Annotated in this window: 16 protein-coding genes and 3 rRNA genes; 10 read left to right on the forward strand and 9 right to left on the reverse strand. The window is 66.9% G+C overall.

What is annotated here, in order from left to right; all coding sequences use genetic code 11:
• Positions 1-3: 3 nt before the first annotated feature.
• Both HNR23_RS19960 and HNR23_RS19965 read left to right on the forward strand, forming a co-directional pair.
• The gene (locus tag HNR23_RS19960) at positions 4-408 is read left to right on the forward strand and encodes a DUF6463 family protein (protein WP_184077662.1); all 405 of its coding nucleotides are present in this window, start codon (positions 4-6) and stop codon (positions 406-408) included.
• Between the two features lie 140 nt (positions 409-548).
• Entirely contained in the window at positions 549-1016 is a 468-nt protein-coding gene (locus HNR23_RS19965) for a DoxX family protein (protein WP_184077664.1), read from the forward strand.
• 47 nt (positions 1017-1063) lie between these two features.
• Here the strand turns inward: HNR23_RS19965 and HNR23_RS19970 are convergent, their stop codons facing one another.
• The gene (locus tag HNR23_RS19970; protein ID WP_184077666.1) at positions 1064-1396 is read right to left on the reverse strand and encodes a putative quinol monooxygenase; all 333 of its coding nucleotides are present in this window, start codon (positions 1394-1396) and stop codon (positions 1064-1066) included.
• 216 nt (positions 1397-1612) lie between these two features.
• On the opposite strand from HNR23_RS19970, the gene HNR23_RS19975 reads away from it, so the two are divergent.
• Positions 1613-2068 (forward strand): MarR family winged helix-turn-helix transcriptional regulator, encoded by a 456-nt coding sequence (locus tag HNR23_RS19975; RefSeq protein ID WP_184077668.1) that lies wholly within the window; start codon positions 1613-1615, stop codon positions 2066-2068.
• Between the two features lie 630 nt (positions 2069-2698).
• Positions 2699-2959 (forward strand): GntR family transcriptional regulator, encoded by a 261-nt coding sequence (locus HNR23_RS19980; protein WP_184077670.1) that lies wholly within the window; start codon positions 2699-2701, stop codon positions 2957-2959.
• Positions 2960-3693: 734 nt separating this feature from the next.
• Here the strand turns inward: HNR23_RS19980 and rrf are convergent.
• The 6 genes from rrf to HNR23_RS20010 all read right to left on the reverse strand — a co-directional run bounded on the left by rrf (position 3694) and on the right by HNR23_RS20010 (position 12756).
• A 5S ribosomal RNA gene (gene rrf, locus HNR23_RS19985) occupies positions 3694-3809 on the reverse strand.
• Positions 3810-3977: 168 nt separating this feature from the next.
• A 23S ribosomal RNA gene (locus HNR23_RS19990) occupies positions 3978-7080 on the reverse strand.
• 384 nt (positions 7081-7464) lie between these two features.
• Positions 7465-8999: ribosomal RNA gene (locus HNR23_RS19995) — 16S ribosomal RNA — on the reverse strand.
• Together the 16S, 23S and 5S rRNA genes form the textbook arrangement of a ribosomal RNA operon.
• Before the next feature lie 629 nt (positions 9000-9628).
• A complete protein-coding gene (locus HNR23_RS20000) occupies positions 9629-10717 on the reverse strand; it encodes an ABC transporter permease (protein ID WP_221308183.1) in 1089 nt (362 codons plus the stop codon).
• A 9-nt stretch (positions 10718-10726) separates the two neighbouring features.
• Positions 10727-12304, reverse strand: a complete 1578-nt coding sequence (locus HNR23_RS20005) for an ABC transporter substrate-binding protein (RefSeq protein ID WP_184077672.1) — start codon at positions 12302-12304, stop codon at positions 10727-10729.
• A gap of 89 nt (positions 12305-12393) precedes the next feature.
• The gene (locus HNR23_RS20010; RefSeq protein ID WP_184077674.1) at positions 12394-12756 is read right to left on the reverse strand and encodes a DUF1232 domain-containing protein; all 363 of its coding nucleotides are present in this window, start codon (positions 12754-12756) and stop codon (positions 12394-12396) included.
• 165 nt (positions 12757-12921) lie between these two features.
• On the opposite strand from HNR23_RS20010, the gene HNR23_RS20015 reads away from it, so the two are divergent.
• The 3 genes from HNR23_RS20015 to HNR23_RS20025 are packed head-to-tail and all read left to right on the forward strand — an operon-like array spanning position 12922 to position 15187.
• Positions 12922-13833: an N-acetylmuramoyl-L-alanine amidase gene (locus HNR23_RS20015; protein WP_246421812.1), complete on the forward strand. Its 912-nt coding sequence runs from the start codon at positions 12922-12924 to the stop codon at positions 13831-13833.
• A gap of 51 nt (positions 13834-13884) precedes the next feature.
• Positions 13885-14442, forward strand: a complete 558-nt coding sequence (locus HNR23_RS20020; RefSeq protein WP_184077676.1) for a DivIVA domain-containing protein — start codon at positions 13885-13887, stop codon at positions 14440-14442.
• A gap of 34 nt (positions 14443-14476) precedes the next feature.
• Complete coding sequence (locus tag HNR23_RS20025) at positions 14477-15187, forward strand: DivIVA domain-containing protein (protein ID WP_184077678.1); 711 nt, start codon at positions 14477-14479, stop codon at positions 15185-15187.
• A 15-nt stretch (positions 15188-15202) separates the two neighbouring features.
• On the opposite strand, the gene HNR23_RS20030 is transcribed toward HNR23_RS20025, so the two are convergent.
• Positions 15203-15853 carry a TetR/AcrR family transcriptional regulator gene (locus HNR23_RS20030; RefSeq protein ID WP_184077680.1) on the reverse strand — a complete coding sequence of 217 codons (651 nt, stop codon included), beginning with the start codon at positions 15851-15853 and terminating at the stop codon, positions 15203-15205.
• A gap of 293 nt (positions 15854-16146) precedes the next feature.
• Between HNR23_RS20030 and HNR23_RS20035 the strand changes: the two genes are divergently transcribed.
• From HNR23_RS20035 to HNR23_RS20045, 3 genes are all read left to right on the forward strand, one after another.
• Entirely contained in the window at positions 16147-16398 is a 252-nt protein-coding gene (locus HNR23_RS20035) for a DUF6504 family protein (RefSeq protein WP_184077682.1), read from the forward strand.
• 234 nt (positions 16399-16632) lie between these two features.
• Positions 16633-17313: a response regulator transcription factor gene (locus HNR23_RS20040; RefSeq protein ID WP_184077684.1), complete on the forward strand. Its 681-nt coding sequence runs from the start codon at positions 16633-16635 to the stop codon at positions 17311-17313.
• A 3-nt stretch (positions 17314-17316) separates the two neighbouring features.
• Positions 17317-18816, forward strand: coding sequence for an ATP-binding protein (locus HNR23_RS20045; protein ID WP_184077686.1), 1500 nt, complete (start codon positions 17317-17319; stop codon positions 18814-18816).
• An 11-nt stretch (positions 18817-18827) separates the two neighbouring features.
• On the opposite strand, the gene HNR23_RS20050 is transcribed toward HNR23_RS20045, so the two are convergent.
• Positions 18828-19748 (reverse strand): TAXI family TRAP transporter solute-binding subunit, encoded by a 921-nt coding sequence (locus HNR23_RS20050; protein ID WP_343070630.1) that lies wholly within the window; start codon positions 19746-19748, stop codon positions 18828-18830.
• Between the last annotated feature and the right edge of the window lie 61 nt (positions 19749-19809).

A 19809-nucleotide genomic window follows, 5' to 3' on the forward strand; every position in this document is an offset into this window, starting at 1 on the left:
GTCATGATCTCGCGCTCACCGAGACGGTGTTCACCCGGACTACGTTCACCCGGCCGATGGGTCCAGGCTCTTGCGGGCCTCCATCTCGCGACCGGCGTCATCCTCTATCGCAGGCAGGTCACCGATATCGCCGCTGACGGGGTCGTCGCCACGGTCCCCGACTGGGGCGATCGTGCGACCGCCTTCTGGTTCCTCGCCGGCGCGCCGCTGTTGTGGACGTCCGGGCGCCTGCTCCGCTCCGCGGAGGCCAACGGCGACGCCCGCGCACAGTGCGTCGGCGGCGCCGCCCTCGCCGCGACCGGTGCGGTGGGTGCGGCGGCGATGCCCGTCAGCGGTTTCTGGGCGGTCGCCGCCTTGGGCACCTGGTCGTGGGTGCAGGGGCGTCGGGCGCCCCGCTGCCACACCTGACACCCCGGTCGCGCAGGACCGACATCGACGACCAGGCGGGAAGTCCCGATTCCGGTCAGGGGCTCTGGCCGACGCATCCGACGCGTGCCACGATGGCGGTCACCGCGTGCTATCGATCGGACACGAACGGCGGGACCGCCATGAGCCACGCAACCGGCACCGCCGACACGCTGCGCCAGGCCTGGGTGGTGCGCGACGCGCCCCCGGCCGTGATCCTGGTCCGCCTCATGGCCGGAGCGGTGTTCGTCTCCGAGGGAACCCAGAAGTTCCTGTACCCCGCCGACCTGGGGCCCGGCCGCTTCGCCGCGGAGACGCCGCTGCCCGCCCCGGAGTTCTTCGCCTACAGCGCGGCGGTGTTCGAGATCGGCTGCGGGCTGCTGCTCATCCTCGGGCTGTTCACCCGGCCGGCCACCCTGCCGCTGCTCACGATCATGGGCGGGGCACTGCTCTTCACCAAGCTTCCCCTCCTGCTGGACGAGGGTTTCTGGATCGCCGCCCACCAGGCCCGGACGGACTCGCTCCTGCTGTTCAGCCTGGTGTTCCTACTCCTGGTGGGCGCGGGCCGGTGGTCGCTGGACCACCGGTTCTTCCCGCGTCACGATTCCTAGCCGGTCGGCTTTCCTCGGCCCGGGGCGATCTCAGTCCCGGGGCGATCTCAGTCCCGGGGCGAGACGGCCATCTCGCCGAGTTCGGACCAGTCGTCCTGCGGGATCGTCGCGTTGACGATCTTCGGGGTCTCGGCAAGGTACGGCGGCAGCGTCTTCCTCGCGTTCGTGAAGTGCTCGGACTGCACGTGCGTGGCACCGGCCTCGTCGTCGCGGAAGGCCTCGACGAGCACGTACTCGTGCGGGTCCTCGACACTGCGCGACCAGTCGAACCAGAGGCACCCCGGCTCACTCCGCGTCGCCTCGGTGAACTCGCGGGCGATCTCCGGCCAGCGGTCCGCGTGCTCGGGCAGGATGCGCCACTTAGCGGTAATGAAAATCATGGGACTCCTCAATCAACACGGCCCCGATCAGGGCCACCATCGATCCTAAGAGCGAGCGCAGCGGCCACAGGTGCACCGTCGACGCGACACGTCCCACATTCCACCGGCGATCCGGCCGAAGGCGAGAACCACTTTCCGCGGTTTTGACCTTAACCTTGATTGGGGTTTTAGGTTCGTCCTCACCAGCTGAGAACCATGAACGGTGAGGACAGGACAATGGAGTACTCGCACAGCGACGCCGAACTGCTCGACCAGCCCATCGGCTACTGGGCTTGGGCGGCCCACAGCGCAGTCGTCGACCATATTCGCGCCGGCCTGGCGGAGTTCGGCATCTCCCAACCCCAGTACTGGATCATGAACCAGGTCCGCAGCGGCAGGAACGGCCGCACCCGCGAGGAGATCACGGAGATCCTCAAGGGCTACCTGGACGCGGGCGCGACGCTCGGCCCGGAGTTCGACGCGCTCTTCGACAAAGGCCTGGTCTCAATCGACGATGAGCAGCGCCTGTGGACGACCGCGGAGGGCGAAGCCGTCTACCAGCGCTGCGTGGAACGCCAGGATGCCCTGAAAGGAGTCAGACACGACGGCGTCACGGACGCCGAGTACCTCACCACTCTCAAGGTCCTCCAGCGGATGATCCACAACGTCGGAGGAGAAGCCTGGCACGAGTAGAAGGCATCCCTCCCCGCAATGACCACGGACACTGACCGCGCGAAACCGGCATCCGCCGATGCGCTCCCGTGACGTCATCGCTGAGGTGGGCGGCGATGAGGTGCAGGCCCGGCCATTCGTCCGCCACCGCTTCCACGTCATCGAGGCCCATGCGGCCCACCCGGCCCGTGGCGAAGCAGGTGTCCGGCACCAGCCGAGTCGGTGACGTGGTAGCCCAGCGCCGGGGCCGTGTGTTCCATGAGAAGGGCTCGAATGGTGTAGCCGTCTGCGGAGCACGCGCGAGAACCCCACCCGACTCACCGCACCGGGTGGGGTTCGGCCTGACCGGTCGATCTCCCGGCCAGGGCATCGGCATTCGGGTGGAGCGCCGGTGCGCCACACGCCGTCGCCGACCTCGTCGTACTTGGCGGAGAAGAATTCGGCCGACGTCAGCGAGCGCGGGCGGCCGGCACGAAGCGGCGGGTTCTCCAGGTCGGAAAGGAAGACGTTGATGTCGGGCTGGACGACCGTGGGCGCGTGATCGGCGTCCCGGTCGTGGGCGACCGCGACCCACAGGTGCTCGGTCCGCCGGATGGCCCACCCCCGCAGAAGCAAGGGCGACCTGGACCGCTGATGCCGAGGCTCATCATCATGAGCGTCGATTCGGATGGGCCCGAACCGATCTATCGGCAGATCGCTGCTGTCATCACAGGTCGCATCGCCGACGGGACCTACGCGCCGAACAGACTGGTCCCCTCCGAAGCAGCCGTGTGCGAAGAGTTCGGCGTCTCGCGCCGAACCGCCCGGTCGGCATACCAGGTGCTCGCCGAACAGGGGCTCGTGGTCACGGCCCCGGGCAAGGGGACCTATGTCGCCCCACGGCAGGGGAGCAGCAAGGGCAAAGAGCACTAGCCACTGGCAGGAGCACGACCCTAGCTCGTTTGGGCATGGGCGCGGCGCTGGGGCTGGCGGGGGTCTGCCGGGCGGCCTCGCCGACGGTCCCCCTGGGGACGTCCTGCAGGAAAAGCGGCACCGAGGACGGAGCGGGCTCGGGGCTACCGACCGCCTGACGGGTGGACGGATGGCCGGGCCAGCGGTGGGGGCCTTCACCGCAGACGGGCCCCGGCTCCGCACACAAAAGCAGCAGCGACGAGGAGGAGAGGGGAGGGCGCCCCTTCCCACCCCCGGGATGCGCCTTCTTCCGATGATCTCGGGAAAAGGGTTCGAATTCTCGCCGGAATTCCAACCGTTCTCCCGAGATCATCGGAGACAGGGGCGGGAAAGCGCTTTCCGGCGGCCTTTTAGGCCCGGTGGGCGGTTGCGGGCGCGCGGAGCAGCTGCCGGGGCCCACCCGGAAACCCGACCTTCCGCCTCCCCGCGTTGATCTCGGGGATATCGGGGTGAAAACCGGGCGGGATACCCCGATATCCCCGAGATCAACGAAAGAAGACCCAGCCCGGGGCGGCAAGGACGCCCTCCCCTCTCCTCCTCGCCGCTGCTTCTGCGTACGGCCCCAGAACCGGACAACGGAGACCGCCCCACACCACCGAGAAGGCCACCCACGGGTTCACACAATCACAAACACAAACAACAAAAAAGTGGAGGGCCACCCCCACAAAAGGGGGCAACCCTCCACCTCAAAGAATGCGCGGCGGCGACCTACTCTCCCACCCCACCACAGGGCAGTACCATCAGCGCAGGAGGGCTTAACGACCGGGTTCGGAATGAGACCGGGTGTTTCCCCTCCGCCAAAACCACCGCAACCCTCAACCACCACCAACAGGAACAACCCCGCCAGCGTGGAAAACCAGGGCCGCAACAGCGGCACAATATGAAAAAACAAACGATTCGTGTGCGATCTTCGCCAACCACCCCACCACCCACAAGCGGTGAAAGAAGTCGATAGTGTGCGCGAGCACCCAGCATCTGCGGTGGACAAGCCCTCGGCCGATTAGTACCGGTCAGCTCCACCCCTCACAAGGCTTCCACACCCGGCCTATCAACCCAGTCGTCTACTGGGAGCCTTACCCCCTTCACAGGGGCGGGAGACCTCATCTCGAAGCAGGCTTCCCACTTAGATGCTTTCAGCGGTTATCCCTCCCGAACGTAGCCAACCAGCCATGCTCCTGGCGGAACAACTGGCACACCAGAGGTTCGTCCGTCCCGGTCCTCTCGTACTAGGGACAGCCCTTCACAAGTCTCCAACGCGCACAGCGGATAGGGACCGAACTGTCTCACGACGTTCTAAACCCAGCTCGCGTGCCGCTTTAATGGGCGAACAGCCCAACCCTTGGGACCAACTCCAGCCCCAGGATGCGACGAGCCGACATCGAGGTGCCAAACCATCCCGTCGATACGGACTCTTGGGGAAGATCAGCCTGTTATCCCCGGGGTACCTTTTAGCCGTTGAGCGACACCGCTTCCACACGCCGGTGCCGGATCACTAGTCCCTGCTTTCGCACCTGCTCGACACGTCCGTCTCACAGTCAAGCTCCCTTGTGCACTTACACTCAACACCTGATTGCCAACCAGGCCGAGGGAACCTTTGGGCGCCTCCGTTACCCTTTAGGAGGCAACCGCCCCAGTTAAACTACCCACCAGACACTGTCCCCCACCCGGATCACGGGTGCGGGTTAGATGCCCGAAACAGCCAGAGTGGTATTTCACCAACGCCTCCACCACCACTAGCGTAGCGGCCTCACAGGCTCCCACCTATCCTACACAAACCATCCCAAACACCAATGTCAAGCTATAGTGAAGGTCCCGGGGTCTTTCCGTCCTGCTGCGCGAAACGAGCATCTTTACTCGTAGTGCAATTTCACCGGGCCCATGGTTGAGACAGCGGGGAAGTCGTTACGCCATTCGTGCAGGTCGGAACTTACCCGACAAGGAATTTCGCTACCTTAGGATGGTTATAGTTACCACCGCCGTTTACTGGCGCTTAGATTCCCAGCCTCGACCCCCGAAAGGAATCTAACCGGTCCTCTTAACGTTCCAGCACCGGGCAGGCGTCAGTCCGTATACAGCGTCTTACGACTTCGCACGGACCTGTGTTTTTAATAAACAGTCGCTTCCCCCTGCTATCTGCGACCCCACCCAGCTCCAGAGGAAAACTCCTTCACCAGACAGGGCTCCCCTTCTCCCAAAGTTACGGGGACAATTTGCCGAGTTCCTTAACCATGGTTCACCCGAACGCCTCGGTATTCTCTACCTGACCACCTGCGTCGGTTTAGGGTACGGGCCGCCCACACACTCGCTAGAGGCTTTTCTCGACAGCACGGGATCACTCACTTCACCAAAAACGGCTCGACATCACGCCTCACCCACATAACGAGAGACGGATTTACCTACCTCTCGGGCTACACGCTTATCCCGGGACAACCACCGCCCGGTAGAGCTACCCCACTGCGTCACCCCATCACTTACCTACTACCCTCCTGGGTCCCACGCCTCCACGGAAAAACACCCGAAGGTGAAAAACCGCTTCAGTGGTGGTTAGCATCAAAGGATTCGATACTGGACGCGTGCGAACGGGTACGGGAATATCAACCCGTTATCCATCGACTACGCCTGTCGGCCTCGCCTTAGGCCCCGACTCACCCTGGGCGGATTAACCTGCCCCAGGAACCCTTAGTCAATCGGCGCACACGTTTCTCACGTGTGTCTCGCTACTCATGCCTGCATTCTCACTCGCACACCCTCCACCACACGATCACTCGGCAGCTTCACCGGATGCACGACGCTCCCCTACCAACCAGCACCCAAAGGCACCGGCTCCACAGCTTCGGCGGTGTGCTTAAGCCCCGCTACATTATCGGCGCAGAACCACTTGACCAGTGAGCTATTACGCACTCTTTAAAGGATGGCTGCTTCTAAGCCAACCTCCTGGTTGTCTCAGCAACTCCACAACCTTTCCCACTTAGCACACGCTTAGGGGCCTTAGCTGATGATCTGGGCTGTTTCCCTCTCGACTACGAAGCTTATCCCCCGCAGTCTCACTGCCACGCTCAACTTAACCGGCATTCGGAGTTTAGCTGACCTCAGTAACCTTGTCGGGCCCATCAGCCAACCAGTCGCTCTACCTCCGGCAAGCAACACGCAACGCTGCACCTAAATGCATTTCGGGGAGAACCAGCTATCACGGAGTTTGATTGGCCTTTCACCCCTACCCACAGCTCATCCCCCAGGTTTTCAACCCTGGTGGGTTCGGGCCTCCACGACCTCTTACAGCCGCTTCACCCTGGCCATGGGTAGATCACTCCGCTTCGGGTCTACAGCATGCGACTCAAACGCCCTATTCAGACTCGCTTTCGCTACGGCTACCCCACCCGGGTTAACCTCGCCACACACCATAACTCGCAGGCTCATTCTTCAAAAGGCACGCCATCACCCACACAAAAGCACAGGCTCTGACGGCTTGACAGCACACGGTTTCAGGTACTATTTCACGACCCCTCACCGGGGCACTTTTCACCTTTCCCTCACGGTACTAGTGCACTATCGGTCACCAGGACGTATTCAGGCTTAGCAGGTGGTCCTGCCAGATTCACACGGAATTTCACGGGCTCCGCGCTACTCGGGAGCATGCCCAGCAGCCAGTGCTCTGCCTTCACCTACGGGACTCTCACCCACTCCGGTACCGCTTCCCAACGGATTCAGCTAACAGAACACACAACCACCCCAGGCCGGCAGACCTGAACAGGCACATCCCACAACCCCGCACACGCAACAACTGCCGTCTATCACACGCGCACGGTTTAGCCAACATCCCCTTTCGCTCACCACTACTCAGGGAATCACATATTGTTTTCTCTTCCTGCGGGTACTGAGATGTTTCACTTCCCCGCGTTACCACCAACCGCCCTATACATTCAGGCGGCGGCAACCCGACACAACTCGGGCTAGGTTTCCCCATTCGGACACCCGCGGATCAACGCTCGGTTGACAGCTCCCCGCGGCCTATCGCGGCCTCCCACGTCCTTCATCGGCGCCTGGTGCCAAGGCATCCACCGTATGCCACACATACTTGGCCACCACAGATACAAGATGCTCGCGCACACTATCCACGAATCAAAACACCAGCCACACACCCAACCACAACACCAGACAGCAGCAGCCGGAACCTCCCACCAACTCCACCGGCCAACAACCAGCGAACAAGCAGGACGACCGCAACCCGGGTCTTCATCGGGGTGGCAGCGGGAAGACAACCACACGGTCGCTCCCTCAGACACCCAACAGCGCGCCCACACCCCTCTTCCAAACGGTGCAGGACGTTTGCTTCTCAAAACCCAGCCATCCCAGGCAACCCCGGTCCAGAAAAACCAGACCAGGAACCCGGGTCCACTTCCGAGTCCGCCGACCAATCGGAAAAACCCTGCGAACGCAGGAACCGTCGGCTATCAAAGACTCCTTAGAAAGGAGGTGATCCAGCCGCACCTTCCGGTACGGCTACCTTGTTACGACTTCGTCCCAATCGCCAGCCCCACCTTCACCCACTCCCTCCCACAAGGGGTTAGGCCACAGGTTTCGGGTGTTGCCGACTTTCATGACGTGACGGGCGGTGTGTACAAGGCCCGGGAACGTATTCACCGCGGCAATGCTGATCCGCGATTACTAGCGACTCCACCTTCATGGGGTCGAGTTGCAGACCCCAATCCGAACTGAGACCGGCTTTTAGGGATTCGCTCCGCCTCACGGCATCGCACGCCCACTGTACCGGCCATTGTAGCATGTTTGCAGCCCAAGACATAAGGGGCATGATGACTTGACGTCATCCCCACCTTCCTCCGAGTTGACCCCGGCAGTCTCCCATGAGTCCCCACCACTACGTGCTGGCAACATGGAACAAGGGTTGCGCTCGTTGCGGGACTTAACCCAACATCTCACGACACGAGCTGACGACAGCCATGCACCACCTGTCACCGATCCCCGAAGGACCCGCTATCTCTAACGGATTACCGGTGATGTCAAACCTTGGTAAGGTTCTTCGCGTTGCGTCGAATTAAGCAACATGCTCCGCCGCTTGTGCGGGCCCCCGTCAATTCCTTTGAGTTTTAGCCTTGCGGCCGTACTCCCCAGGCGGGGCGCTTAATGCGTTAGCTACGGCACGGGAACCGTGGAAAGCCCCCACACCTAGCGCCCAACGTTTACGGCGTGGACTACCAGGGTATCTAATCCTGTTCGCTCCCCACGCTTTCGCTCCTCAGCGTCAGGTAAGGCCCAGAGACCCGCCTTCGCCACCGGTGTTCCTCCTGATATCTGCGCATTTCACCGCTACACCAGGAATTCCAGTCTCCCCTACCTACCTCTAGCATGCCCGTATCCACTGCAAAACCAGGGTTGAGCCCCAGCCTTTCACAGCAGACGCGACACACCGCCTACGAGCTCTTTACGCCCAATAATTCCGGACAACGCTCGGACCCTACGTATTACCGCGGCTGCTGGCACGTAGTTAGCCGGTCCTTATTCCCCACCTACCGTCAACCCGAAGAAAACCCCGGGCCTGCGTGAGTGGTAAAAGAGGTTTACAACCCGAAGGCCGTCATCCCCCACGCGGCGTCGCTGCGTCAGGCTTCCGCCCATTGCGCAATATTCCCCACTGCTGCCTCCCGCAGGAGTCTGGGCCGTGTCTCAGTCCCAGTGTGGCCGGTCGCCCTCTCAGGCCGGCTACCCGTAATCGCCTTGGTAGGCCGTTACCCCACCAACAAGCTGATAGGCCGCGAGTCCATCCCCAACCGAAACAACTTTCCACACCCCACCATGCGGAGGGGCGTCGTATCCGGTATTAGACCGCGTTTCCACGGCTTATCCCGGAGTCAGGGGCAGGTTACTCACGTGTTACTCACCCGTTCGCCGCTCGTGTACCCCCGAAAGGGCCTTACCGCTCGACTTGCATGTGTTAAGCACGCCGCCAGCGTTCGTCCTGAGCCAGGATCAAACTCTCCATCAAAGGTCAAACAACCGCACGCACCCGAGGGCGCGGCGGTAAACCTGGAAGAGATAACCCTGACCGACCAGGTATCACCCTGGCCAATCAAAGGAACCCCGAGCACCAACCGGACACCGCAAGGCATCCGTGTGCTCTAAGGGGCCAAAACAAACTTGGCTGAAAGAAAAACAAACACGCGCTGTTGAGTTCTCAAGAAACAACCGCTCATCCCATACAAGCCGATCCGCAAACGATCCTGATCAGGCTTTTCTGTAGAGGCGGTGCTTTCCGCTTTGTTGTGTCTTCACTTTATCAGGTGGGCCCGGAACCGCCAAACCGGCGGGCTTTCCGCATCCCGACCCCGATAAACCGCCCCCGAGGGATTTCCCCGCAGAAGACCACCGGGCACACAGAAGTATGCCGGTCGGATCTTGTGCTTCGAACCCTGCGGACGCGGCCGCCACCACCAGGCCAGGGGCCCAGGAGCGACCGGAGAGAAGACCGCCGCCCCGGGGCGGCGGGAGAACCCGACCGCTTCAAGGCGACTCGGACAACTATAGTCAGCCCCCGCTCGAACACCAACTTGAGGGCGGGTGAGCTGAGACACCCGCGGCTCTCACCGCCCGAAGGCGCAGGTCCTGCGGCCGGGATCAGCTCTGTGGGGCCCCGGACAGGTTCCGGGGATCATCACGGGTGAGGCGGATCCTGGGATCCAGGCGGGCGGTGGCGATCTCGCCGATGAGGTTCGCGATCACCACGATGCCCCCGGTGATCAGCACGACCGCGAGTAGAACCGGGTAGTCCTTGGTCTGAGCCGCATCGAGGGCGAGTCGGCCCAGCCCCGGCCATGCGTAGACGAGCTCGATGGCGTACGCCCCCGCGAGGAGCTGGGCGACGCCGGTGCCGAAGCGCGCGGCGAAGGGGACGAGTCCGGGGCGGAGGATGTGCCGGATTCGCACCGTCCATGTCGGCAGGCCGCGCGCCTCGGCGTTGAGAACGTGGGGGGATCCGCGCACCCGTGCGACCCCTGTCTCCACCAGTCGCACGTAGACACCGAAGTGGTGTCCGAACGTCAGTGCCAACGCGGGCAGTGTCACCGAGGCCGCGACGATGGCGGGGCTGGGCTGCTGTCCCGGCTTCCCGATGCCGCCTGAGGGGAACCAGCCCAGCCAGACGGAGAAGACGAACAGAAGCAGCAGCGCGCCGACGAACCCGGGGATACCCCCCAGGGCGAACATGGCGAGTTGGATCGTGCGGCGCAGCGCGGCGCTGCGGGTCAGCCCGGCGACCAGGCCGATCGCGATCGCGCCGATGAGGCTGCAGACCGTCGCGACGGCGGTGAGCAGCAGGGTCCACGGCAGGGCGTCGGCGATCGCGTCGGCCACGGGCCGGCCGGTCATGTAGGAGTACCCGAGGTCGCCCCGCAGGGCTCCGCCGACCCACTCGGCGTAGCGGACCGGCATCGGTTCGTTCAGCCCCATGACGTCCCGTTGCGCCGCGATGGCGGCTTCGCTGACCGGGCGTCCACCGCTGCGGGCTTCCAGGACCTGGCGCGCGGGGTCGCCGGGGGCGAGGTCGAGCAGGACGAAGCAGAGTACGGACAGCGCGGCGGTGACCATGACCGCGGCGGTGATCCGCCGGATGATGAACCGGGTGATGGCGCTCCTCCTGGTGGCGTGCCCGTACTGCGCCAGGGGCGATGGGGTGACGGATGGGGGCGAGCCGGGAGTCGCCCCCATCCGCTGTTCCTACTTGTCGGCGAACGTCCAGTCTTCGGCATGGGCGAAGAAGCCGTAGCCGTGGTGGGCGAGGGTGCGTTCCTGTAGCCCCTCCAGGTTCGACGGAACGGCGTTGATCGCTTCCAGGTAGGAGACGAACACGAACGGCGGGTCGTCGACGATGGCCTTCTGGAAGTCGGTGTAGGCCTTCTCCCGCGTCTCCTCGTCGCTGGTGCCGCGCCCTTCCTCCAGCGCCTTGTCGACGGCGTCGTCGGCGTAGCTGCCGAGGTTGGAGCCGTCCTCGGCCAGGGCCTCACTGGAGTGGAACGGCCCGTAGAGCGAGCCGTCCGGGTCGTAGGGGGTGCCCCACCCGATGAGGAAGGTCTCCAGCTCCTCCCACTTCACCGCGTCCCTCGGTTCCGGGTCCGCGGTCACGTCGAAGCCCTGGTCACGGAGCTGGGTGGCGAGCACTTCGATCATGGAGGCGCGCAGGCCGTCCTCGGCGAAGGTGGTGAGGTCGAAGGAGACGGGCTCGCCGTCCTTGGCCCAGATGTCGTCGTCGTTCTTCTCGTAGCCGGCGTCGGTCATGATCTCCTCGACCCGTTCGGGGGAGAAGGAGTAGTCGGCGATGTCGGCGTGGAACGGGCTCTTGTCGAGGGGCCCGGTGGCCGGGGAGCCGTACCCGTGCTGGACGCTCTTGATGATGGCGTCGCGGTCGACGGCGTAGTTCATCGCCTGGCGGAGCGCCGGGTCCTCGAACCGGTCGTCGGTCATGTTGAACATGATCGCCCGGTAGTCGGCCGTGGGCCACACCTTGACCGCGATGCCGTCGTCGCCTCCGTTGTCGTCCGAGAACTCCTTGGCCTGCTGCGGCTCCAGGTAGGCGGCGTCGATCTCGCCGTTCTTCAGCCGGATCAGCCGGGTGGCGGCGTCGGGGACGTAGGAGATGGTGATGCCGTCGAGGCCCGGCTCGCCCCCGTAGTAGTCGTCGAAGGCGCTCAGCGAGGCGTACTCGTGCCGCTTCCAAGTGTCCAGTTCGAACGGGCCGGTGCCGATGGGGTGCTCGTTGAAGTCGGGGTCGTCGATCCCGGTGTCGGCGAGGATGTGCTTCGGCAGGATCCCGCTGGAGAGGGTGTCCAGAAGCGCCGGGGTGGGTTCGCTGAGCTCGACGGTGACGTTGTGGTCGTCGTCGGCCGTGACGTTCTCGACGTTGGCGAACTTGTTGCTGGTGACGAGGCCGCCGTCGCGGATCCCCTCGACGGTGAAGACGACGTCGTCGGCGGTGAAGGGCTCGCCGTCGTGCCATGTCACCCCGTCGCGGAGGGTGAAGGTGTAGGTCTGCTCGTCGTCGCTGATCTTCCAGCTCTCGGCCAGGGCCGGGACGATCTCGCCGTCCGCGTCGTGCGCGGTCAGGCCGCGGAAGACCATCTCCGTGACGGGGTCGAGGTGCTCGTCGACCAGGGCGGGGTTCAGCACGTCGGGTTCGTCGCCCAAGGCGTAGGTGAGGATGTCGCCCCCGGCTCCGTCCTCGGGGTCTCCACCGGTACAGGCGGTGGAGAGGAGGATGACGGACGCGCCCAGGGCGAGGAGGGATCGGGACCTCTTCATGTTTCCCCACTAATTGCGAACGATTTGCAATTAGGAACGATACGCGTCGGGCTTCGCGGCCCCGCGGCGAGGTCCGGCGCGGGCGGATGTCAGCCGACGACGCGGCCCTGGACGTAGGGCGTCGAGCCCTCCTCCCATTCCAGGTAGCGCTCGGTCTCCCCCATCAGGCTCGACGTGAGCCACAGTGCGACGCCGATGTCGTCGGCGTAGCCGAGGATCGGGATGAACAGCTCCGGGACGAGGTCGATCGGGGACACGATGTAGGCGACCGCGGCGAGGAACAGCAAGAGTCGCGACGCCGGAAGTTCGGTGTACCGGCCGCGGAGCCGGTTTCCGACCATCCGCGGGATCGCTCCGGCGCGCGCGGCCACCGATGGTTTGCCGGGCTTCGCCCCCTCCTGCACGATCCGCCACGCTGCGGCGCCGGCTGCGGCGCGATTGCTTCTGCGCACGACCTCTCCCCCTTCTCACCTCGGGACATCGCCGATCCCGATCCCGGACACCCTGCCCCGGACGTCAAGATATGACGCGACTCCGCCGAGAGATGTTCCCGAGATCGGGTCGACGAACCGCTAGGTTGTGGTGGAAATCCAGCCCCCGCCGACCCGAGGACCCCGTTGACGACCACGCGTAACGGCCAGGCCGCACCCGAATCGACGCCGCGGGCGCGCCGCGTCTCACTCGCCGCGGTGGCCGGGATCACCGTGCTCGCCGCCACCGCATGCAGCGCGGTCGCCCTGGAAGGTCGGCCCGAGCCGCACATCGCCGACGGCACCGGCGACCGCAAGCCGGGCGGCGAGATCGGGAACGCCACCCCGGAGGACGATGCCCCGGACTCGGACGACGGCAGGAACGCCGCGGCGGGGCCGCTCAACGGCATGACCGTCGTCATCGACCCGGGCCACAACGGGGGCAACGCCGACGCTCCCGACGAGATCAACAGGCTCGTCCCCGCCGGGCCGTCGAAGAAGGAGTGCGACACCGTCGGTTCTGAGACCGACGATGGCTATGCCGAACACGCGTTCACCTGGGACTTCTCTCAGCGGCTGGCCGAGCGGCTGGAAGCGGACGGGGCCACCGTCGTCCTCACCCGCGACGACGACGAAGGCGTCGGCCCCTGTATCGACGAGCGGGCGCGAATCGGCAACGCCGCCGAAGCCGACGCCGCCATCTCGATCCACGCCGACGGCGGCCCGTCGGGAGGGCGCGGCTTCCACCTCATCACCCCGGGAAAGGTGGAGGGCTACACCGAGGACATCGTCGAGCCGTCGCGGCGACTGGCCGAGGAGGTGCGCGCCGCCTACCGCGAGGGGTCGGGGATGCCGTACGCCGACTACCTCGCCACCGACGGCCTGGACGAGCGCACCGATCTCGGCGGTCTCAACCTCTCCACGGTGCCGAAGGTGTTCTTGGAGGCCGGCAACCTGCGCAACGCGTCCGACGCCGCGAAGCTGACGGACGGGGAGTGGCGCGAGGAGGCGGCCGCGGCGGTCGCCGACGGGATCTCCCGCTACCTGCGGCGCGACTGACACCCGCCACCCGGCCGATCCCTCCGGGACGGTGTTGGGCAGGATAGCGGGATGTCCTCCACCCCCTTCGTCCCCGACATTCCGCCGGACGCCGTCGAGTTCGACGTCGTGATGCGCGGATACGACCGCGACCAGGTCATCGGCCTCTTCACCGAGGCGCACACCAGCATCGAGGCGCTTGAGGCAGGAAACTCGAACGACTCCGGCCTCACCGCCGACGACCTGCGCTCCCGCGCCAACGACTTCGATGTCGTGCTGCGCGGATACGACCGCGGCCAGGTCAACTGGATGGTCGAAACCCTGGCCCAGCGTTTGGAGGGCGGGTCCCAGCCCTTCGCCCCGGGGATGGACGACGTCACGTTCAAGGTCGCTCTGCGCGGCTATGCCCGCGACCAGGTCGTGGAGACCATCACCGATGCGGTGACCGGTGTCGAGGCCGTGCAGAACGGAAACCCCCAGGCCACCGCCCTCACCGGGGAGGAACTGCGCGCCCGTGCCGACGGCTTCGACGTCGTGTTCCGTGGTTACGACAAGCGGCAGGTCTCGCTCTGGATCGACCATCTCGCGAACGAACTCGACGCTGCAGCACGCCCGGGCGGTTCGCTCTAAGGCGCTGATCAGGTGAAGCCTGCACAATAGGTACATGGCTCTGACACCTGCGGACATCCGCAACAAGCGGTTCCATGTGGTGCGTTTTCGTCCTGGATACAACGAAGAGGACGTCGACGCGCTCCTGGACCGCGTCGAGGCCACGCTCGTGGCGCTGGAGGGCGGCCCCCGTACCGGGCCGCCGATTACGGCGGAGGAGGTCGAGGGCTCCCGGTTCCGCAGCACCCGGCTGAGTCCCGGCTACAACGAGGACGAAGTCGACGACTTCCTCGACGTCATCGTCGCCGACCTGCGTGCCCGCGGGATGAGCAGCCGTGCGGCCGCAGCGGCGACTCCTGGCGGACAGTACCCGCAGCCGCCGTCGCCCCACGTCGTGCCCCATGCGCCCAGGCCGCCGTCCCCGCCGGGCTCCCCGTACCCGCCGCCCGGGACACCGAGCGTGTACGCGGACACCCCGACCGAGCCGCCGCGGATGACACCACAGGACGTCCGCCGCAAGCAGTTCTCCACGACCCGGCTGACGACCGGCTACAACGAGCAGGAGGTCGACGACTTCCTGGACAGCGCCGAGGTCACCCTGGAGGCGCTCATCAACGGGCGGCCCGAGCGCGCCCTGCTCACCCCGACGCAGGTGGAGCGGGTCAAGTTCGGCACCACGCGTGCCCGGCCCGGGTACGACCCCGCACAGGTCGACGCTTTCCTCGACCTTCTCGCCGAGGAGCTGCGCAGGTACGAGCGCCCCTGAACCGAATCGGCCGCTCTACGGCCGCAGGCTCTGCAGCAGCAGGTCGGCGAAGTGCGCGCCGACGGCGGCGCCGCTGAGCTCGCCGTCCGGGCGGTACCACATGCCCAGGTGGTGGACGGCGCCGAAGTACTGGGTGACGACGATGTCGGCCGGGATGTCGGTGCGGAAGGCGCCGCTCTGCCGCCCCTCCTCGATCATGTCGCGGAACCGCTCGTGGTAGCGGCGCCGCTCCTTGCGTACCTCGCTCTGCCGCTCCGGGGAGAGCATGTGCAGCGACCGCTGGAAGATGACGGTGTCTTCCAGATTTTCCACAGTGGTGTGGACGACGTCGGCCGCCGCCGCCCGCAGGCGCTCCTCGATCGGCCCCTCCGCTTCCGCCAACTCCTCCAACCGACGCGTCTGCATGGCGAGAACCCGCTGGTAGACGGCGAACAGCAGGTCGTCCTTGGACGCGTAGTAGTGGTACATCGCGCCCTTGGTGACCCCGGCCGCCTCGACGATCTCCCGAACGGAGGTGCGCTCATAGCCGCGCTCGGCGAACAGTCGGGTGGCGACGGACAGCAGGCGGTCGGGGACCGAGTCGGGGTGGGACTGCCGCGCGCCCTGCTCCTTCGCGGCGGAGCGGCCTCCGCCGTCCTCCGGGCGCCCGTCCTGCGGCTTCCCCATGCGTCGCCCCGTCTCCCCATCGTCCTGACCAGCCACTTCCAGGATAGGTAGACCGGCCGGTCGGTCTCGCCGCATCGGGCGGTCCGGTGGGACCGGGCCACCCGCCCGACACGCCGGGGGCGCAGCGGTGATGATCGACTCGTTCTTGCGTTCTCGCAGGTCGATGCCGGCGCGTGGGCGAACGTCCCGCGTGGCCCACCCATCCGCTCCCCTGCGCGCCCCTAGGGTGAGAGTCACCGGACTCCGCCGTCGACCTGCCTCCACGTCGAACGTGTGTTCGATAGAATGGCCTGGTGAGTCTCTACAACGAACGGATCGACGTCAGATCGTCCACGGGCGGGCACCCCGCCCTCTTCTCCTGGCGCGGCCGGATGTTCCGGGTCCGCCGCGTCATCGGCACCTGGAACTCCGCTCCCGGGACTCCCGATGCCGACATCCGCCTGGTGCGGGTCGCCGCCGAATCGGACCGCGGCGAGCCCACGATCGCCGACATCACGCTCGACACCGCCACCGCCGACTGGACGATGCGCCGCATGTGGAATTAGGACGTGTTCGGCGGATGCCGTCCGGTCGGTGAGCGGCCGTCCGGGGCCGGGAGTGAGGATTCGATCCGCCGAACACGCCCCGGGGACCCGGCCGTACGAACAGGGCGGTGCCGCTCACCGGGCCGTCCGGGCGGGTCCCCGAGCCCGGTCGCGGCACCCGTCCGACTCTGGCGGGAGCTGCGGCCCGACGGTCGGCCCCGGGGCGCCGACCGCCCCGTTCTACGATGAGCAATCATGCGCATTCTGGTGGTGGAGGACGACGACCGGGTGGCCCGCGGCTTGGTCACCGCGCTCCGCAACGCTTCCTATGACGTCACCCGGGTGGCGACCGCCGAGGCGGCGATGCGCGCCCCCGCGGCCGACGTCGTCCTGCTCGACCTCGGCCTTCCCGACGCCGACGGCATCGATGTGCTCCGCCGCCTGCGCGACCGCCCCCAGACGGCGGTCATCGCCGTCACCGCCCGCGCCGAGGAGCGCGAGCGTGTCCGAGGGCTCCGCAGCGGCGCCGACGACTACGTCGTCAAGCCCTTCGGCATCGCCGAGCTCCTGGCCCGCATCGACGCGGTGCTGCGGCGCACCCGCAGCGCCCGCGCCGGGGCCGGGGGCGATGCTCCGCCACTGCGCCTGGGCGACCTCACCGTGGACGTCGGCGCCCGCCAGGCCGACCTCGCCGGCACCTCGCTCTCCCTCACCCGCAAGGAGTTCGACCTGCTCGCGCTGCTCGCTGTGCGCGCCCCGGCGGTCGTGAGCCGCGAGGCCATCCTCGACCAGGTGTGGGGGTCGGCGTGGGAGTCCTCCTCCCGCACCCTCGACACCCACATCGCCGCCCTGCGCGCCAAACTCACCGGCGGCGTGCGCATCCTGACGGTGCGCGGGGTCGGCTACCGCCTGGTGCCTGCGTCGGGTTCGGCGTAGCCGGTGCTGCGACGGCTGCTGGTCATCCTGGTGCCGCTGGCGTTCCTGCTGGTGGCGGCGCTGTCCCTGCCGCTGGGGACGGTCATGGCACAGAGGGCGACCCAGGAGGTCTACGTCGACCGGCTCAGCGACGTCGGCCGGTTCGCCTCGCTCGGCGACACCGCCATGCGCACCGGGCGGCTCGACGCGTTGGACAGCGAGCTGAAGCGGTACGCGGAGCTGTACGGAACCGATGTCGCCGTGGTCGACCAGGCCGGTGAGATCGTGGCGGCGTCGGCTCCCCCGGAGGATGCCGACCGGCTGCTGGGCGACGACCGCGCGCGGCAGGTGATGGCGCCGGCGTTCGGCGGGTTCCGCCCCGAACCGCCCACGGCGGTGTGGCCGTGGCGGTCCGACCCACTGGTCCTGGCCGAACCCATCGGCCGTGATGCCGAAGTCGCCGGTGTCGTGGTGCTGGTGTCGCCGACCGACCGGCTGCGCACGGCGATCCTGGCCGACTGGGCATGGCTGTCGCTGCTGAGCCTGGTGCCGCTGGCGGGGCTCGCCGCGGCCGCCTGGCCGCTGTCGCGGTGGGTGCTGCGGCCGGTGCAGCGGCTCGACGACGCCACGGCCGCCGTCGCCCAGGGGGACCTGTCGGTGCGGGCGGATGCCGCGGGCGGGCCGCCGGAGCTGCGCCGACTGGCGGGGTCGTTCAACGCGATGGTGGATGCGGTGCAGAAGGCCGTCGAACGGCAGCGGGCCTTCGTGTCCGACGCCTCCCACCAGCTACGCAACCCGCTGGCGAGCCTGCGACTGGCGGTGGAGAACCTGGCCCCCTTCCTGAGCGGCCCGGACGCCCGCGCGGCGCACCGGGACGCGGTGGAGGAGGCCATGTCGATGCACCGGATGCTGAACTCCCTCCTGGCCATGACGCGGATGGAGAGCCTCAGCGGAGCCGAACCGGTGGAGCTGGACACCGTGCTCGACGCCCATGCCGAGCGCTGGCGGGTGCTCGGTGAACAGCGGGGAATCGCGGTCGAGACGCGGGCGCCGGACGGACTGCGGCTGATGGCGCCGCCCGGCGGGCTGGGCAGCGTGCTCGACGAGTTGATGAGCAACGCGACGCGGTTGTCCGGAGGCACGAGGGTGGAGCTGCGGGTCGCGGGGCGTGCGGCCGGGACCGACGGCGCCTCGGATCCGCCGGCCGTGGTCGAACTGCACGTGGCCGACGACGGCGTCGGGCTGACGGAGGCCGAGCGCGCCGAGGCCCTGCGCCGCTTCTGGCGCGCGGCCAAACACCAGAACGTCGAGGGCACCGGGCTCGGCCTGGCCATCTGCGCCGACCTGGTCCGCGGAGCCGGCGGCGAACTGCGCCTGGACTCCGGCCTCCTGCGACCGGACCGGACCGGTCGCGGGCTGGACGTGGTGGTTCGGCTGCCGCTCGCGCCCCCGGTGCAGGAGGATGCCGCCGACGAGGACGGTCCCCGCCGCACGGACGGGGACCCACCGGACGCGTGGCGGTAGGGCGGGGCGGGTCAGACCTTCTGGTCGCGGTACCAGGCCGCGGCGCCCGGGTGGAGGGGAATGGGGCCGGTGGCGATGCCGGTCCGGACGTTGATCTGGGCGGCTTCGGGGCGTCGGGCGGCGATCGCGTCGGCCTGCGTGAAGACGGTGTCGGTGATCGTCCGCACCACGTCGGCGGGGACGTCGCGGCGGGCCAGCAGGACGTTGGGGACCGACAGGGTCGGGCACGGCGGCAGCCCCGGGTAGGCCGTGGCGGGGATGGTGGCCGGGTAGTACGCGCTCGGGTAGGCGTCGGCGAGCCGGTCCGCCTGGCGGTCCAGCGGGATGCAGCGCAGCGGGTGGCGGCGGAGGAGGTCGGTGATGGCGGGGGTGGGGATGCCGGTCAGGGAGAACATCGCGTCGATGTCGCCCTTCCCCAGCGCCCGTGCGGAGGCCGCCTGGTCCAGGCGTACGTCGTCCACGTCGAGGCCGGCCTGTTCGGACAGGCGCAGCATGGTGTATTCGGTCCCGGAACCGGCCGCGCCGAAGGAGACCCGGCTGCCGGCCAGGTCGCCGAAGGCGGTGATCTCGGAGTCCTCGCGCACGATGAGGTGCATGTAGCTGTCGTAGAGGCGGGCGATGGCGGTGACGTCACGGGCGTCGCTGGTGGCCGCGTCCAGGCTGGAGATGGCGAGGTGGGCGCGTTCGTCGTCGAGGAGCCGCAGGTTCTCCGCGGAAGCGCTGGTGGCCAGCACGGTGATCGCGGTCTCGGGCAGCGCGGCGTGCAACTCGTCGGCGAGTGCGCCGCCGATCTCACGGAACACCGCGCCGGGCGGGCCGGTGGCCAGGACGAGTTCCGGGTAGGGCGGATGTCCCCGACGGCTGCACGCGGTCAGGGCCACCGCCAGGGCACCGAGAACGACGGTGCGCCGGTCCGGATGCGCTGGTCCCACATCGGAAGCCTAAAGGAAGGCCCAGGAGATGACCGGGTCCGGCCATTCTCTCGGTACGCCG

The organism is Nocardiopsis mwathae (assembly GCF_014201195.1).
In the GTDB taxonomy this organism is placed as follows: Bacteria; Actinomycetota; Actinomycetes; order Streptosporangiales; family Streptosporangiaceae; genus Nocardiopsis_C; species Nocardiopsis_C mwathae.